At 71.7% G+C, this 15,921-nt stretch carries 13 protein-coding genes and 2 pseudogenes; 9 read left to right on the forward strand and 6 right to left on the reverse strand.

What is annotated here, in order from left to right:
- Window positions 1-77: 77 nt before the first annotated feature.
- On the reverse strand, window positions 78-1,193 hold the full coding sequence (gene cobT / locus AQJ91_RS00870; RefSeq protein ID WP_067014675.1) for a nicotinate-nucleotide--dimethylbenzimidazole phosphoribosyltransferase: 1,116 nt from the start codon (window positions 1,191-1,193) through the stop codon (window positions 78-80).
- 168 nt (window positions 1,194-1,361) lie between these two features.
- Between cobT and AQJ91_RS00875 the strand changes: the two genes are divergently transcribed.
- Window positions 1,362-2,429 carry a class I SAM-dependent methyltransferase gene (locus AQJ91_RS00875; protein WP_067014678.1) on the forward strand — a complete coding sequence of 356 codons (1,068 nt, stop codon included), beginning with the start codon at window positions 1,362-1,364 and terminating at the stop codon, window positions 2,427-2,429.
- On the opposite strand, the gene AQJ91_RS00880 is transcribed toward AQJ91_RS00875, so the two are convergent.
- Entirely contained in the window at window positions 2,418-3,620 is a 1,203-nt protein-coding gene (locus AQJ91_RS00880; protein ID WP_067014681.1) for a bifunctional adenosylcobinamide kinase/adenosylcobinamide-phosphate guanylyltransferase, read from the reverse strand. The genes AQJ91_RS00875 and AQJ91_RS00880 overlap by 12 nt on opposite strands.
- A 162-nt stretch (window positions 3,621-3,782) precedes the next feature.
- Here AQJ91_RS00880 and AQJ91_RS00885 point away from each other — a divergent pair, with 162 nt between their 5' ends.
- Entirely contained in the window at window positions 3,783-3,995 is a 213-nt protein-coding gene (locus tag AQJ91_RS00885; protein ID WP_067014684.1) for a hypothetical protein, read from the forward strand.
- A 151-nt stretch (window positions 3,996-4,146) separates the two neighbouring features.
- Here AQJ91_RS00885 and AQJ91_RS00890 read toward each other — a convergent pair whose 3' ends face one another.
- Window positions 4,147-4,848: a class I SAM-dependent methyltransferase gene (locus tag AQJ91_RS00890; RefSeq protein WP_067014687.1), complete on the reverse strand. Its 702-nt coding sequence runs from the start codon at window positions 4,846-4,848 to the stop codon at window positions 4,147-4,149.
- An 83-nt stretch (window positions 4,849-4,931) separates the two neighbouring features.
- Complete coding sequence (locus AQJ91_RS00895) at window positions 4,932-5,531, reverse strand: DUF3043 domain-containing protein (protein ID WP_067014690.1); 600 nt, start codon at window positions 5,529-5,531, stop codon at window positions 4,932-4,934.
- Between the two features lie 255 nt (window positions 5,532-5,786).
- Between AQJ91_RS00895 and AQJ91_RS00900 the strand changes: the two genes are divergently transcribed.
- The 6 genes and pseudogenes from AQJ91_RS00900 to AQJ91_RS48550 form a co-directional block, all read left to right on the forward strand.
- The gene (locus tag AQJ91_RS00900; RefSeq protein WP_267891152.1) at window positions 5,787-6,587 is read left to right on the forward strand and encodes a PspA/IM30 family protein; all 801 of its coding nucleotides are present in this window, start codon (window positions 5,787-5,789) and stop codon (window positions 6,585-6,587) included.
- A gap of 44 nt (window positions 6,588-6,631) precedes the next feature.
- Window positions 6,632-6,910, forward strand: coding sequence for a PspA-associated protein PspAA (gene pspAA / locus AQJ91_RS00905; protein WP_067016036.1), 279 nt, complete (start codon window positions 6,632-6,634; stop codon window positions 6,908-6,910).
- Window positions 6,911-7,088: 178 nt separating this feature from the next.
- Window positions 7,089-8,309 (forward strand): sensor histidine kinase, encoded by a 1,221-nt coding sequence (locus AQJ91_RS00910; protein WP_067014693.1) that lies wholly within the window; start codon window positions 7,089-7,091, stop codon window positions 8,307-8,309.
- Window positions 8,310-8,454: 145 nt separating this feature from the next.
- Window positions 8,455-9,138, forward strand: a complete 684-nt coding sequence (locus AQJ91_RS00915) for a response regulator (protein ID WP_067014696.1) — start codon at window positions 8,455-8,457, stop codon at window positions 9,136-9,138.
- A 78-nt stretch (window positions 9,139-9,216) separates the two neighbouring features.
- Window positions 9,217-9,656: pseudogene (locus AQJ91_RS58055) on the forward strand (efflux RND transporter permease subunit); the annotation flags it as partial.
- Window positions 9,633-11,264, forward strand: a pseudogene (locus tag AQJ91_RS48550) (efflux RND transporter permease subunit); the annotation flags it as partial. The pseudogenes AQJ91_RS58055 and AQJ91_RS48550, both read left to right, overlap by 24 nt.
- Before the next feature lie 73 nt (window positions 11,265-11,337).
- Here AQJ91_RS48550 and nadA read toward each other — a convergent pair.
- Window positions 11,338-12,534, reverse strand: coding sequence for a quinolinate synthase NadA (nadA, locus tag AQJ91_RS00930; RefSeq protein ID WP_067014704.1), 1,197 nt, complete (start codon window positions 12,532-12,534; stop codon window positions 11,338-11,340).
- A 314-nt stretch (window positions 12,535-12,848) separates the two neighbouring features.
- On the opposite strand from nadA, the gene AQJ91_RS00935 reads away from it, so the two are divergent.
- Window positions 12,849-13,205 (forward strand): iron-sulfur cluster assembly accessory protein, encoded by a 357-nt coding sequence (locus AQJ91_RS00935; RefSeq protein ID WP_030582488.1) that lies wholly within the window; start codon window positions 12,849-12,851, stop codon window positions 13,203-13,205.
- A 102-nt stretch (window positions 13,206-13,307) separates the two neighbouring features.
- On the opposite strand, the gene AQJ91_RS00940 is transcribed toward AQJ91_RS00935, so the two are convergent.
- Window positions 13,308-15,866 carry a hypothetical protein gene (locus AQJ91_RS00940; RefSeq protein WP_407696802.1) on the reverse strand — a complete coding sequence of 853 codons (2,559 nt, stop codon included), beginning with the start codon at window positions 15,864-15,866 and terminating at the stop codon, window positions 13,308-13,310.
- Between the last annotated feature and the right edge of the window lie 55 nt (window positions 15,867-15,921).

A 15,921-nucleotide genomic window follows, 5' to 3' on the forward strand; every position in this document is an offset into this window, starting at 1 on the left:
GAACGTGGGGCGCGCAAGCCGGCGGCCCCGGACGGCGCTCAGCCACGACGCTGCGTGCGGACGGCGCCGATCCGGTCCTACGTGATGTCCGACTCCTCGAAGCCGTCGCCCGTCTCGGACTCCTCGGCCTTCTGGATCTCCTCCGGCTCCGGCTTGTCGGGCAGCTCGGCGGCCAGCGCCGCCGCGGCCTGCACCAGCGGCAGCGCCAGCAGCGCCCCCGCCCCCTCCCCGACCTTCACACCCTGGTCGAGCAGCGGCTCCAGAGCCATCCGGTCCAGCGCCTTCGCCTGCCCCGGCTCCCCGCTGCTGTGCGCGGCCAGCCACCAGTCCGGCGCCCGGAACGCGATCCGCTGCGCCACCAGCGCGCAGGCGGCCACGACCACCCCGTCCAGGATCACCGGCATCTTCCGCACCGCGCTCTGCAGCAGGAACCCGGTGATCGCGGCGAGATCGGCCCCGCCCACGGTCGCGAGCAGCTGCAGCTGATCCCCGAGCACCGGCCGAGCCCGGCGCAACGCGTCCCGGATCGCCGCGCACTTGCGCATCCAGGCCAGGTCGTCGATCGCCAGCCCGCCCCGCCCGGTCACCACGGACGCGTCGGTCCCGCACAGCGCGGCGACCAGGACACCCGCCGCCGTGGTCCCGCCCACGCTCACATCGCCGAGCACGACCAGATCCGTACCGGAGTCGGCCTCTTCGTCGGCCACCGCGACCCCGGCCCGGAACGCGGCCTCGGCCTCCTCCAGGGTCAGCGCGTCCTCGATGTCGATCCGTCCGCTGCCGCGCCGCACCCGATGCCGTACGACCTCGTCGGGCAGCGACTCCGGCGCGCAGTCCAGCGCCATGTCGACGACCCGCACCGGAACCCCGAGCCGCCGCGCGAGCACGGACACCGGCCGGCCGCCTTCGAGGACCTCCCGCACCAGTTCCCCGGCGCTGCCCGCCGGCCGGGCCGACACGTCCAGCTCGGCGACCCCGTGGTCACCGGCGAAGAGAACCACCCGCGGCCGTTCGACCGGCCGCACCGGCACGGCCGACTGCGCCGCCGCCAGCCACTCACCCAGGTCGTCCAGGCGGCCCAGCGACCCGGGCGGCACGATCTGGCGCTCCCTGCGCGCCTCGGCGTCACGGCGTACCCCGCCGTCCGGGCGCTCGATCAGATCGGTGAAGTCGTCGAGATTAAGCGAGCTCATTCGCCGAACAGTACCGGCACCGGTCGAACGGAACAGCGTCAGATCGCCACGACGACCCGGCGACGTCGTTGCACCCAAGATCGCGATCCCATACGTTCCGTTTTGCAGCGGATTGTCGTACCCCCGCCCCGCACGCTCCGACCCACGCCGCACCGCCGGGAGCCGCCCATGTTCGCATCCCCCGCACCCTCCGCGTCCCAGGCGGCCGCCCGCCGCCGTGCCGCGTATCTCGCCGAACTCGCCGAGGGCACCGACCGTTTCCACGCACCCCGCCGCGACGACTGCCCCTGGTGCGGCTCGACACGCCTGCGCACCCGGCTGCGCGCCGCCCCCGACCTCCTCCAGCACAAGCCGGGCACCTTCACCGTCGACGAGTGCCGCGACTGCGCCCACGCCTTCCAGAACCCGCGCCTCACACCCGCGGGCCTGGCCTTCTACACCCAGGACCACCAGGAGCCCCTCCCGCCCCCGAACGGCCACCGCCGCCACCTGGCGACGGCCCGCGCGATGCTGCCCTTCCCCGAGCCGGAGAGCTGGCTGGACGTGGGCACGGGCGAGGCCCGCTTCCCGGCGGCGGCGAAGGAACTCTTCCCGTACACGGCCTTCGACGGCGTCGACCCCACCACCCGCATCGAGAAGGCCCGCGAGGCCGGCCACCTCGAGGAGGCGTACACCGGCAACCTGACGAACCCGCATCTCACGGCCCGCCTCCGCGCCCGCTACGACGTGGTCAGCATGCTCCACCACCTGGCCCGCACCCCGGACCCCCGCGCGGAACTCCGCGCCGCCCTCACCGCGCTCCGCCCCGGCGGCCACCTCCTCCTCGAACTCCCCGACCCACAGAGCGCGTTCGCCAGACTCCTCGGCCGGCACTGGCTCCCGCACACCCAGCCCCACCACCCGCACCTCATCCCCCTGGACAACCTCCGCACGGAACTCCAGTCCCAGGGCTGCACGGTCCTCACCACCGACCGCCGCGCAGCCCACACGCCGTACGACCTGACCGTGGCCCTGACCCTGGCCCTGTCGGAGGCGCTGCCCGCCCCGGACGCCCCTTGGCGCGCGATCCCCCCGACCAACACCCAACGCAGACTCCGCAAGACGCTGCTACGCGCCGCGGCCCCCCTCCTGGCCACGACCACGACCGTCGACCACGCCCTGGCCCCCGCCCTGAGCCGCACCCGCTTCTCGAACGCGTACCGGGTCATCGCCAGAAAGGAGCACTCAGCCCCGTAGCACCAGCGCCTGCCCCGCCACCACCAGCACCACCTGCTCGCACTCACCCGCGAACACCGCGTTGAGCCGCCCCAGCTCGTCCCGGTACCGTCGGCCGGACGCCGTGGCCGGCACGATCCCCGACCCCACCTCGTTCGACACGGCGACCACGGTCCGCCGGGCCGCCCGCACCGCTGCCGCCAGCTCCCGCACCCGCTTCCTCAGCGCCCGCTCGCCCCCGTCGGCCCACACCGCGTCGTCCCACGCCCCGACGGCGTCCATCGCGTCCGTCAGCCACAGCGACAGACAGTCGATGAGCAGCGGCGGCCCGTCCTGGGCCAGCAACGGCACCAGGTCACACGTCTCCGCCGTACGCCACGACCCCGGCCGCCGCTCCCGATGCACGGCGACGCGGGCCGCCCACTCGCTGTCGCCGTTCCGCGTCCCGCCCGTCGCGACGTACAGCACATCGGGGAAGGCTTCCAGCCGCCGCTCAGCCTCCACCGACTTCCCGGACCGGGCCCCGCCCAGCACCAGCGTCCGCCGCGGCACATCCGGTACGTCCTCGTAGGCGCCGACGGCCAGCGTCGCTCCGTCCGGCACGGCCCGCGCCCCCACCGCGGCCAGCCGACGTCGCAGTTCGGCCCCCGGCGGCACGTCATGATCCAGATGTACGGCGATGACATCCGTCGTCGCCCCCGCCGCCCCCACGGCCCGCAGCTTGGCCAGCGCGTCCGGCCGCCCCACGACATCGGCGACCACCATGTCGTACCGCTCGACGGCCCCCTCCTCCAGCCCCGCCGGCGCACCCCCGGGCGGCAGATACAGCAGCCGCTGCCCGTCCGGTGCGGTCACCGCGTACCCCGTCCCCGGCGCGTCCATCGCCACCGCCCGCACCCGATGCCCCGTCAGCAACGCCAACTCCCGCCCGTCCGGCACCCGCCCCGGCTGCGGCAACCCGTCTGGCACCTCGACGGCCGGCCCATCATGCGGATGCGACAACAGAACCTGCCGCACACCCCCCAACGAATGCCCGGCCCGAGCCGCCGCGAACGCCACCCCCGGCGTCAGATCAAGCAACAGCGCCCCGTCGACGAGGAGAGCGGTAGCGGCCCGAGCGTCAGCACCGAGCGCGTTCGCGCAGGCGGCGCAGGGACAGTCGGGCCGGGGGAGTCCCGCAGGAGCACCGGTGCCAAGCAGAGTCAGTTCCACGGACAGATTTTCGCCGTTCACCGCTTGTATCGCGCGCCCGGGTCACCCACCCAGGGGCGTGGGGCTGTGGCATGTGCGGCTCCGCCGCTTGGGCGCGACCAGCCCCCACCGGCCCGCAGATATAGGCTGCCGCATGCACGTGTTGACACCTTGGAGGCGTGAATGGCGGCATGGACGTGGCGTTTCGAGAAGGCCGACGGGACAGAGGTCCAGCCCTCGGTCGAGCCGGAGGAGTTCACCACGCAGGGGGACGCCGAGTCCTGGATCGGGGAGCACTGGAAGGCCCTGCTGGAGGGCGGCGTCGACCAGGTCCATCTGTACGAGGACGGGACGAAGATCTACGGCCCGATGAGCCTGCACGCCGAAGAGGCGTAATCGGAGGGGCGAGGGTCGGACGGCCCTCGCCCCTCCGTCACTGCAGACCGGAGCCACCAGCCGCGGGACACGGGCACGGAAGCATTCATGCCCCGAGTCTCTCTACGGGGTGAATGCCCGGCCTGTCCTGCTCACCCGAACGAGCACACCCTCAGCCCCGCACTCCGCAAAGGTGCAGCAACGCCGCGACCGAACGGTACGGATCCGTCCGTCCGGCCCGCTCCTCCGCCGTCAGCAGCGCCTCGACGTCGGCCGGAATCTCCGCCCCGTCCACCGCCATGTCCGTGAAGACCCGCACGCCGTACCAGGCCTGCAGGGGCGCCCCGATGCCCGCGAGCGTCGCCGTCAGGGCGCTCAGCCGGTCCGCACGTACGTCGAGACCGAGTCGGTTGCGATAGGCGGTCGTGTCGAAGGCGCCCAGCGCCCCGGCCCAGTCACCGGACAGCCCCGGCCGCATCGCCAGCGCATCCGCGTTCCGTACGAGCAGCGACAGCAACCCGCCCGGGGCGAGCATCCGGGCCAGCCCGGCCAGCAGGGGATCGGGCTCCTCGACGTACATGAGCACGCCATGGCACAGCACCACGTCGAAGCTGCCCGGCAGGAAGTGCACACCGGTGTCCCGGCCGTCGCCCTGGACGATCCGCATCCGCTCCCGGATGCCCTCCGGCTCGGCGGAGACGGCCTCACGGGCCGCGGAGATCATCTTCGGGTCCTGCTCGACGCCGGTCACCTGATGCCCGGCCCTGGCCAGGCGCAGCGCCTGCGTGCCCTGGCCCATCCCCACGTCGAGCACCCGCAGCCGCTGCCCGACGGGGAACCGCCCGGCTATCTGCTCGTCGAGCTGCCGGGCCACCAGCTCCTGTCGTACGACATCACGCAGTCCGCCCAGCTTGCTCAGCCAGGCATCCGCCGCGCTCCCGGTGAACGGCGTCGCGCTCAGGGCCGCTCTCCGCGCTTGACCTGCGGCTTCGGCAGCCGGAGCCGGCGCATCTGGAGGGAACGCATCAGGGCGTAGGCGACGGCGCCGCGCTTGCGCTCATCGGGGAAGCGCTCGTTCAGCTGCTTCTTGATGCGGAAAGCGGTGACGAACGAGTCGACCACGATCAGGATGATCACGACCAGCCACAGCAGCAGCGCGATGTTCTGCAGCGAGGCCACCCGCACCATGCTCAGCACGAGGATGACCACGGCCATCGGGAGGAAGAACTCCGCGACGTTGAAACGCGAGTCGATGAAGTCGCGCGCGAACTTGCGGACCGGCCCCTTGTCACGGGCGGGCAGATACCGCTCGTCACCGGTGGCCAGCGCCTGGCGCTGCTTCTCCAGCTGGGCACGCCGCTCCTCGCGCTGACGCTTGGCGGCGTCCTTGCGCGACATCGACGTATTGGCGACGCTGCGGCGCGTGGACTGGGCCTCACTGCGCTTGGGCGTCGGGCGGCCCTTGGGGGCCTGCGGGTCTCGGGGCTGCTTGGAGTCGGTCACGGGCGCCTTGTCGGCGGGGGTGGCCTTCTCTTCCTTGGCACGGCTACGGAACACAAAACCCAAGGGTACGGGGTGCGGGGGCATGGACCCCAGTCAGGTGGGGAACGATCCGGCAACACCGGTCGTCTGTACTGGGGAGTCACCTACTCCCTACGCCGGAGCGTGAGCGACCACAGTCGTCCTTGGGGATGAGCGCATCCGTCCCCGAACAGTGCGGTAATGGATGCAGGGCCCGTACTGTGGGTTCTGAGGCAGAGCTGGAGCTGGAAGTCCGTCAGAAGGGGGCGCGCGAAGCCCATGAGCGGTGTCATGAAGCGTATGGGGATGATCTTCCGCGCGAAGGCGAACAAGGCCCTTGACCGGGCCGAGGACCCGCGCGAGACCCTCGATTACTCGTACCAGAAACAGCTGGAGCTGCTCCAGAAGGTCCGCCGCGGCGTCGCGGACGTGGCCACGTCGCGCAAGCGCCTGGAGCTCCAGCTGAACCAGCTGCAGTCGCAGTCCTCGAAGCTGGAGGACCAGGGCCGCAAGGCGCTCGCGCTGGGCCGCGAGGACCTGGCCCGCGAGGCGCTCTCGCGCCGCGCCGCGCTCCAGCAGCAGGTGACGGACCTGGAGACGCAGCACTCCACGCTGCAGGGCGAGGAGGAGAAGCTCACCCTCGCGGCCCAGCGCCTCCAGGCCAAGGTCGACGCCTTCCGCACGAAGAAGGAGACGATCAAGGCGACGTACACGGCGGCGCAGGCGCAGACCCGGATCGGCGAGGCGTTCTCCGGCATCTCGGAGGAGATGGGCGACGTCGGCCTGGCCATCCAGCGGGCGGAGGACAAGACGGCCCAGCTCCAGGCGAGGGCGGGCGCGATCGACGAACTCCTCGCCTCAGGAGCCCTCGACGACCAGTCCGGCATGCACAAGGACGACATCCAGGCCGAGCTGGACCGGCTCTCCGGTGGTACGGATGTAGAGCTGGAACTGCAGCGCATGAAGGCGGAGCTGGCCGGCGGCCCGACCGGTGGGCAGCAGGCCATCGAAGGTGGCACGGGCGGCGAGTCGCAGCAGCAGTCGCAGTCCCAGCAGCAGCCGCAGGACACCCCGCGCTTCGACAAGCAGTAGCCGCCGGCCGGGGCGCACGCCGAGGAGGCCGACACATGGGCGACATGGTCGTACGGATCATGGGTGAGGGGCAGCTGAGACTGTCCAACACTCATCTGGCCGAACTGAACAAGCTGGACGACGAGCTCCTGGCAGAAATGGAGAACGGCGACGGCCCCGGCTTCCGCCACACCCTTGCCGCCCTCCTCACCAAGGTCCGCGAACTGGGCACGCCCCTGCCGGACGACTCCCTGGAACCGTCGGAACTGATCCTCCCGTCCCCGGACGCGACGCTGGAGGAGGTCCGGGATCTGCTGAGCGACGACGGCTTGATCCCGGGCTGAGGGGAAGGGCAAGCCCAGCCTCTTGACCGACGGCAAACGGGCGGCGGGTGGGCATAGGCCGGGGGGCCTGGAGGCGGAGCCCCCTGGCGAGTCCAGCACACACGCCGGTCACCCGGCGGTGGAACCTCCAGGTGGCCCCCGTTCCGCCCCCGCCAGGGACGCCGTACCGTAATCAGGCGTGAGCACCCTCGAACGCGTCCGGCGTCACCTCAAGGCGCACCCCATGGCCCTGGACGCGGCACTGGCGGTCGGCGTACTGGCCAGCATGGTCGCCGGTTCGTTCGTGGAACCGCATGGCGAGAACGGCGTCACCTGGGGCGTACGCACCCCGGACGCCCTCAGCCTCGTCCTCATCGCGCTCGGCGCCGTCGCCCTGGTGTTCCGCCGCCGCGCACCCATGACGGTCCTCGCCCTCACCGGCACCGTCTCCCTCGTCGAGTCCGTCACCGGCGACCCCCGCGCCCCCGTCGCCATGTCCGCGGTCATCGCCCTGTACACCGTCGCCGCCACCACCGACCGCCCCACCACCTGGCGCGTCGGCCTGCTCACCATGGCCGTGCTGGGCGGCTCCGCGATGCTCGCCGGCCCCCTCCCGTGGTACGCCCAGGAGAACCTCGCGATCTTCGCCTGGACCGGCATCGGCGCCACCGCGGGCGACGCGGTCCGCAGCCGCCGCGCCTTCGTCCACGCCATCAGAGAACGCGCCGAACGAGCCGAACGTACCCGCGAGGAGGAGGCCCGCCGCCGCGTCGCCGAGGAACGCCTGCGCATCGCCCGCGACCTGCACGACGTCGTCGCCCATCACATCGCCTTGGTCAACGTCCAGGCCGGAGTCGCCGCGCACGTCATGGACAAGCGCCCCGACCAGGCCAAGGAGGCCCTCGCCCACGTACGCGAGGCCAGCCGATCCGCCCTCAACGAACTCCGCGCCACCGTCGGCCTGCTCAGACAGTCCGGCGACCCCGAGGCCCCCACCGAACCCGCCCCCGGCCTGAACCGCCTCGACGAACTCGTCGGCACCTTCCGCAGCGCCGGCCTGCATGTCGAGGTCGCCCGCGCCGACCACGGCACCGCCCTCCCCGCCGCCGTCGACCTGGCCGCCTACCGCGTCATCCAGGAAGCCCTCACCAACGTGCAGAAACACGCCGGTACGGAGGCGAAGGCGGAGGTCAGCGTCGTACGCGTCGGCCCGAACATCGAGATCACCGTCCTCGACAACGGCAGCGGCGACGACGAACCTCCCACCGACGGCGGCGGCCACGGCCTCCTCGGCATGCGCGAGCGCGTCAACGCCCTGCGCGGCACCCTCACCACCGGTCCCCGCTACGGAGGCGGCTTCCGCGTCCATGCGATCCTGCCGGTCAAGACCCGCAGCCGCGCCGCGGAAGACGCCGTATGACCCACCCCGTCATGACTTCGTACGGCGACATGACCTCGCACGGCGAGCCGCGGAACTCATCCGGTCCCCGCGGAAGTTGTCGTAGGACCAGGCCGACCAGGCCACTGACGAAGCCACCGGCCTCGCACCCCGCAGAGGACCCCGTATGACCATCCGCGTCCTGCTCGCCGACGACCAGGCCCTGCTCCGCAGCGCCTTCCGTGTGCTGGTCGACTCCGAGCCCGACATGGAGGTCGTCGGCGAGGCGTCCGACGGGGCGGAGGCGGTGCGGCTGGCCAAGGAGGAGCGGGCCGACGTCGTACTCATGGACATCCGGATGCCCGGCACCGACGGCCTCGCCGCCACTCGCATGATCAGCGCCGACCCGGCCCTCGCCCAGGTCCGCGTGGTCATCCTGACCACCTTCGAGGTCGACGACTACGTCGTGCAGTCACTGCGCGCCGGCGCCTCCGGCTTCCTCGGCAAGGGCAGCGAACCCGACGAACTCCTCGCCGCGATCCGCGTCGCGGCCGGCGGCGAGGCCCTTCTGTCCCCGGCTGCCACCAAGGGGCTGATCGCCCGCTTCCTCGCCCAGGGCGACGCGGACGACGACAGCCGCGACCCCGCCCGCGCCGAACACCTCGCCGCGCTCACCGTCCGCGAGCGCGAGGTCCTGGTCCAGGTCGCCGGCGGGCACTCCAACGACGAGATCGCCGAGCGCCTGGCGGTCAGCCCGCTGACCGTGAAGACGCACGTCAACCGGGCCATGTCCAAGCTCGGCGCCCGCGACCGTGCCCAGCTCGTGGTGATCGCGTACGAGTCCGGGCTGGTACGTCCGAGGGTGGAGTGAGTTCAACCCCCGTACTCGCTCGCCTTCGGGGCGATCGCGATACCCCAGCTCAAGCAGCAGCTGCTGCCCTCCATAGAACTGCCCATGGTCTCCGTGCTGGCGCCCTACCAGGGCGCCTCCCCGGACATGGTCGAGAAGCAGGTCGTCCAGCCCATCGAGGACAGCCTCGAGGCCGTCGACGGCATCACCGGCGTCACCTCCACAGCCAGCGAGGGCAACGCCCTGGTCATGGCGTCCTTCGACTACGGCCCCGACACCAAGCAGCTCGTCGCCGACGTCCAGCAGGCCGTCAACCGGGCCCGCGCCCAGCTCCCGGAAGACGTCGACCCGCAGGTCGTCGCCGGCTCCACGGACGACATCCCGACCGTCGTCCTCGCCGTCACTCCGACCGGGACCAGCAGGCCCTGGCCGACCAGCTCGACCGGACCGTCGTCCCGGACCTGAAGGACATCGACGGCGTCGGCCAGGTCACCGTCGACGGCGTACGCGACCTCCAGGTCGCCGTCACACCGGACGACGCGAAGCTGGCGAAGGCCGGCCTGACCTCGATGGCCCTCTCCCAGGCCCTGCAGGCGGCGGCGCCACCGTCCCGGCCGGGTCCTTCGCCGAGGACGGCGCCAACCGCACCGTCCAGGTCGGCGGCGGCTTCACCTCGCTGCAGCAGATCGAGGACCTGATGGTCACGGGGGAGGGAGTCAAGAAGCCCGTACGCCTCGGTGACGTCGCCACCGTCGAACAGCAGGAGGCCACGGCCGACTCCATCACCCGCACCGACGGCAGGCCCAGCCTCGCGGTGTCGGTCACCATGGACCAGGACGGCAGCGCGGTCGCCATCTCGAACGCGGTCGAGGACAAGCTCACGGAGATGCGCGAGGACCTCGGCACGGGCGCGACGATCACCGTCGTCAGCGACCAGGGCCCGGCGGTCTCGAAGGCCCGCCCTATCGATGGCCTGATGACCGAGGGGGCGGCAGGGCGGGTGAGCTGTTCGGCTCAGCGTCGTCGTGAAGGCGGCCGACGCGGAGGTGCTGCGCACGGCCGCGGAGCAGGTCCGCACCGCGGTGGCCGGCCTGGACGGCGTCACGGACGTGACGAGCGACCTGGCGCAGAGCGTGCCCCGTATCTCGGTCAAGGCCAACGACAAGGCGGCCGCGGCCGGCTTCAACGACCAGACCCTCGGCGCGGCCGTCGCCCAGGCGGTACGCGGCACCCCGGCGGCCAAGGCGATCCTGGACGACACCGAGCGGGACGTCGTCATCAGGTCGGCGAAGCCGGCGGAAACGATGGATGAGCTGAAGGCGCTTCCGCTCGGCCCGGTGAAGCTCGGCGACATCGCGACGGTGCAACTGGTGGACGGCCCGGTCTCGATGACCCGTATCGACGGTCAGCGCGCCGCCACGATCACCGCGAGGCCGACGGGCGACAACACGGGCGCGGTGAGCGCGGACCTGACGTCGAAGCTGGACGCGCTGAAGCTCCCGGCGGGCGCCACGGCCGACATCGGCGGCGTCTCCCAGGACCAGGACGACGCGTTCGCCAACCTGGGCCTGGCGATGCTGGCGGCGATAGCGATCGTCTTCATGCTCCTGGTGGCGACCTTCCGCTCCCTGGCCCAGCCCCTGATCCTGCTCGTCTCGCTCCCGTTCGCGGCGACGGGCGCGATCGGCCTCCTGGTGGCGACCGGCACCCCGATGGGCGTCCCCGCGATGATCGGCATGTTGATGCTGATCGGCATCGTGGTGACGAACGCGATCGTGCTGATCGACCTGATCAACCAGTACCGCAAGCAGGGTTACAGCACGGTGGACGCCGTCATCGAGGGCGGCCGCCACCGCCTCCGCCCGATCCTGATGACGGCCCTGGCGACGATCTTCGCCCTGCTCCCGATGGCCCTCGGCGTCACCGGCGAGGGCGGCTTCATCGCCCAGCCACTGGCCGTCGTGGTGATCGGCGGCCTGATCACGTCGACGCTGCTGACCCTGCTGCTCGTACCGACGCTCTACACGATGCTGGAGCTCCGCAAGGATCGCCGGGCGAAGAAGCGGGCACTGAAGCGGGAGAAGAAGGCGGGGCCGCCTGCCCGGCCGACGCCGGTCGCTGACGAGCCGGAACCGGCACAGGTCTGACCGTACGGAACTGCGGAGGCCCGCCCCGACACCGAAGTGGGTGCCGGGGCGGGCCTCCGCCATGAAGCAGGGGTTACGGCAGCGCCAGCATCCGCTCCAGTGCCAGCTTCGCGAACGCCTCTGTCTCCTTGTCGACCTCGATGCGGTTGACCAGGTTGCCTTCGGCGAGGGACTCAAGGGTCCAGACCAGGTGGGGGAGGTCGATGCGGTTCATCGTCGAGCAGAAGCACACCGTCTTGTCGAGGAAGACGATCTCCTTGCCCTCGGGTGCGAAACGGTTCGCCAGCCGGCGGACCAGGTTCAGCTCGGTCCCGATGGCCCACTTGGAGCCGGCGGGGGCGGCCTCCAGGGCCTTGATGATGTACTCGGTCGAGCCGACGTAGTCCGCCGCCGCCACGACCTCGTGCTTGCACTCGGGGTGGACCAGGACGTTCACGCCCGGGATGCGCTCCCGGACGTCGTTCACCGAGTCCAGCGAGAAGCGGCCGTGCACCGAGCAGTGCCCCCGCCACAGGATCATCTTCGCGTCCCGCAGCTGCTCGGCCGTCAGCCCGCCGTTCGGCTTGTGCGGGTTGTAGACGACGCAGTCCTCCAGCGTCATCCCCATGTCCCGGACCGCGGTGTTGCGCCCCAGGTGCTGGTCGGGCAGGAACAGGACCTTCGTTGTTGAGGGCTCCCCCTGCTGGAAGGCCCACTCCAGGGCCCGCTCGGCATTGGACGACGTGCAGATCGTGCCGCCGTGCCTGCCCGTGAACGCCTTGATGTCCGCGGACGAGTTCATGTACGAGACGGGCACGACCTGCTCGGCTATCCCGGCCTCGGTCAGCACGTCCCAGCACTCGGCGACCTGCTCGGCCGTCGCCATGTCGGCCATCGAGCAGCCGGCGGCGAGGTCCGGCAGCACGACCTTCTGGTCGTCGGACGTCAGGATGTCCGCGGACTCCGCCATGAAGTGCACACCGCAGAACACGATGTACTCGGCCTCCGGGCGCGCGGCCGCGTCCCGGGCCAGCTTGAAGGAGTCGCCCGTGACGTCGGCGAACTGGATGACCTCGTCGCGCTGGTAGTGGTGGCCCAGCACGAAGACCTTGTTCCCGAGCTTCTCCTTGGCCGCGCGGGCGCGCTCGACCAGGTCCGGGTCGGACGGCGAGGGCAGGTCGCCGGGACACTCGACGCCGCGCTCGCTCTTCGGGTCGGCCTCCCGGCCGAGGAGCAGCAGGGCGAGGGGCGTCGGCTGTACGTCGAGCTCCTGGGTCTGGGCGGTGGTCACGACACGCACCCTTTCTGTTCTGCGGCTCGCCGGGCCCGGAGGAGCCGGGCCCGGCGGAACAAAGCCTTTTCGTCGAATTGACGCTATCTATCATAACCGGTTCACGTCAGTTTGACGACGGCCATAGTGTCGATGTGACATGAATCCCGGTGCCGCTCCGGCGAGGTGCCCCATGGGCCGCTGTTCGCTTCGTCGCGCATGTGCGAGCATGAAGGAACAGGCGAAAAGACACGTGCCCGGCCCGGAATGAATCCGCGGCCCCGTCGGTTGCAACCGTCGGCAAGCAGTCTCCGTACAACCCGGGAGAGATGTAGATGTCCGTATCGGACGAGACCAGCACCGTCACCGACGGCATCATCCTGTCCGACGCCGCCGCGGCGAAGGTCAAGGCCCTGCTCGACCAGGAAGGCCGCGACGATCTGGCGCTGCGCGTCGCCGTTCAGCCCGGCGGCTGCTCCGGTCTGCGTTACCAGCTCTTCTTCGACGAGCGTTCGCTCGACGGCGATGTGGTGAAGGACTTCGGCGGTGTGAAGGTCGTCACCGACCGCATGAGCGCCCCGTACCTGGGCGGCGCGTCGATCGACTTCGTCGACACCATCGAGAAGCAGGGCTTCACCATCGACAACCCGAACGCGACGGGCTCCTGCGCCTGCGGCGACTCCTTCAGCTGAGGCGCTGGGCGGAGGCTGAGCTTCCGAGCCAAGGAGTTCTTGAAGTATGGAAAGGCGGCGACCCCCTCCGACGGGGCCGCCGCCTTCCGCTGTCCGTGAGCCCTACCGGGTCCCGGACGTCTCCGGCAGCCGTGCGCCCGGCTTCTCCAGCGGGATCTGCTCGCCGTCCGAGCCCACGACCTTCCGGTCGCCGAGCGGCTCGTCCAGCTGCACGGTCTGGTGGTACTCCTTGGCGATCAAGATGCAGACCTTGTCCGGCCACGAGGTCTCGGTCACCTTGACCGTCACCTCGTCCCCGCTCTCACTCGCCGTCGTCTTGTAGTCGGCGCACACTCCGCCGGTGAAGACCACGGTCAGCTCCGTGCCCTCGGCCGAGTAGCCGTCGACCCGCACATCGCGTGTGTTCGGCGCCGAGGTCGGATCACCACCCGGGCCGGTCGGGCGGGGGCTGGGCTGCCCGCTCGGCCCCCCGGACGGCGTGGCCGAGGCCAGGTACTTCGGGTCGATCGCCGGATACGTCACCGTGAAGCTGTCCTGCGCGCCCGGCGTCCGCACCTCGAACAGCCAGGACGGCACCAGCGCCTGCTTCGCGTCCACGAAGTGCGAGGCCAGCCCGAACGCCGCGTTCTCGACGGTGATGGTGTCCCGCTTCGGCGCGCCCGTCGCGGCCGTCTCCTCGCAGGGTGCCTCCATGCGGTCCTCCAGCGGTACGGGGCTGGCGCAACCGCCGATACCCGCCCGGCTGTCGGCCCTGGGCGCCGCGTTCATCAGGTCCAGCGTCTTCTCCGCGTCCAGCACGGGGTACGTGTCCCCCTTGACCGGCGCCTTCAACTGGCCGCTCCCGCCGACGACCTCACCCTGCGCGCTCACGGTCACGCCCGTCGTCCAGCCGTACGTGGGCAGCCCGCCGACCACAGGATCGGCGTTCACGACCCGCTGAGCACCCATGATCTGGCTCGCGTCGAGTTTGGCGTCGTCCTGCCCGACCGCCTTCAGCACCGGCGCGGCCGCCTTCTTCGCGGCCTCCTCGCTGACGGGGTCGACGGCCGCGTCGGCGTGGGGCTTCACGCACACGGTGGGGCTCTCGCAGTTGTCGGTGCCGGGCGCGTACCGCTGGAACGTCCACGTCCCCGGTGCCTGCTGGTTCACCTGCAGACTCGGCCCCGACCCGTCCTTCGCGCCCACCCTCCAGGCCTGCCCCTGCGCCACGGGCGTCCCCTCGACCCCGAGCGCCTTCGCCAGGTGCACGACCTCGCCCTGAGTGACCTCACCCCGCGCCCGGTACACCGGGGCCTCCCCGGGCCCGTCCGCGAGTGCACCCTCGGCCTGGTAGATCACGCCGTACGGATTCGGCTCACCGGGCGCGATACCGCTGCTACCACCCTGGGGGTACCCGTCAAGGGCAAGCGGCGGGGGAGTGTCCCCGGCAGACGCCCCGGAGCCCGCACCCCCGCCCGCCCCACCGGAGGCCGTAGCGGCGAGGTACGCCCCACCCCCGCCGACAACCAGCACGGCGGCCGCGACGGAGGCGATGATCGCCGGGGAACGACGGCGGGCGTGGGGCTCGTCGGGGGAGCGGTGTTCTGCGCCGGGGGCCTTGGTGCCGGGCGCTCCGGGTACGTCGCCGGCCGGTGCCCCAGGGGTGGGGGTGGCGGCCTGCTCGGCAGCCGGACGCCGGAGTACGTCACCACCGGGTGTCCCGGGGGCGGGGGTGGCGGCCTGCTCGGCAGCCGGACGCCGGAGTACGTCACCATCGGGTGTCCCGGGGGCGGGGGTGGCGGTCTGCTCGGTAGCCGGAGTCTTGGGCGCGTCGTCATCAAGCGCCTCGGATACAGAGGCCGCGGCTCGCCGGGAAGCCGGCGTCGCGGGCTCTTCGACGTCCGCCGCCAAGGGAACGGCCGCCTCGGGCTCCGCCGCCTCGGGCTCTTCAGCGTGCGGCCCCTCGGAAACAGCCGCCTCGGGAGCAGGCCCCGCGGCCCGTTCGGCATGAGCCGGCTCCGGCTCCTCGACGTCGGCCGCCTCGGCTGCCGGGGCATTCGGCGCTTCAGCCTCTCCGGCGCCCAACGTCTCGGAGGCGGGGACCTTCGGCTCTCCGGTGTCCCGCGCCTCGGAGGCAGGGGCACCGGCCCCTTCGACGTCCGCTGCCGTGGAGACAAGCGCCGCAGGCTCGCCGGCATCCGGCACCCCGGGCTTGTCGGCATCTGCCACGCGGGAGGCGGACGCCTCGGCGTCCGGTGCGCCCGCGCCCTGTCGGGCACCCGCCTTACCGGTGTCCAGCGTCTCTGGGACAAGCCCCGCGGCCCGCTCGGCATCCGCCGCCTCAAACCCTTCGACGTCCGTTGCCCCGGCATCCGGCACCCCGGGCTCGTCGGCATCCGCCACGAGGGAGCTGGACGTCACCACGTCCGGCGCGCCCGGGTCCTCTCGGGCCTCCGCCTTCTCGGAGCCGCCCTCGGTCCCCGAACCGGCGTCGCCCTCCGATACCGCCCCCGCACCCTCGGTCGATCCGCTCCCTGTCTCCGCAACCGCCTCCGAGGCCCCTTCCGAGGCAACGACCCCCTCCTCGGCCTGGGCGGCGGCATCAGCGTCCCGGGTGGTGCCGGCGGGCTCGGCGGTGCCGGGCTCGGTGGCGTCGTCGTTGTCCGGTCGCTCGGTGTTCACCGCATCGCTCCTTCGGCTGCGCAACTGTCCCTCGACCCTGACCCGACCCTGTCAA

It is taken from the genome of Streptomyces dysideae (assembly GCF_001514305.1).
Taxonomy (GTDB): Bacteria; Actinomycetota; Actinomycetes; order Streptomycetales; family Streptomycetaceae; genus Streptomyces; species Streptomyces dysideae.

Bases quoted from the DNA above. Each gene is read 5' to 3' on its own strand.
- AQJ91_RS00935 (WP_030582488.1), top strand. From the start codon at position 12,849: ATGTCCGTATCGGACGAGACCAGCACCGTCACCGACGGCATCATCCTG.
- AQJ91_RS00915 (WP_067014696.1), top strand. From the start codon at position 8,455: ATGACCATCCGCGTCCTGCTCGCCGACGACCAGGCCCTGCTCCGCAGC.
- cobT (WP_067014675.1), bottom strand. From the start codon at position 1,193: ATGAGCTCGCTTAATCTCGACGACTTCACCGATCTGATCGAGCGCCCG.
- AQJ91_RS00875 (WP_067014678.1), top strand. From the start codon at position 1,362: ATGTTCGCATCCCCCGCACCCTCCGCGTCCCAGGCGGCCGCCCGCCGC.
- AQJ91_RS00900 (WP_267891152.1), top strand. From the start codon at position 5,787: ATGAAGCGTATGGGGATGATCTTCCGCGCGAAGGCGAACAAGGCCCTT.
- AQJ91_RS00885 (WP_067014684.1), top strand. From the start codon at position 3,783: ATGGCGGCATGGACGTGGCGTTTCGAGAAGGCCGACGGGACAGAGGTC.
- pspAA (WP_067016036.1), top strand. From the start codon at position 6,632: ATGGTCGTACGGATCATGGGTGAGGGGCAGCTGAGACTGTCCAACACT.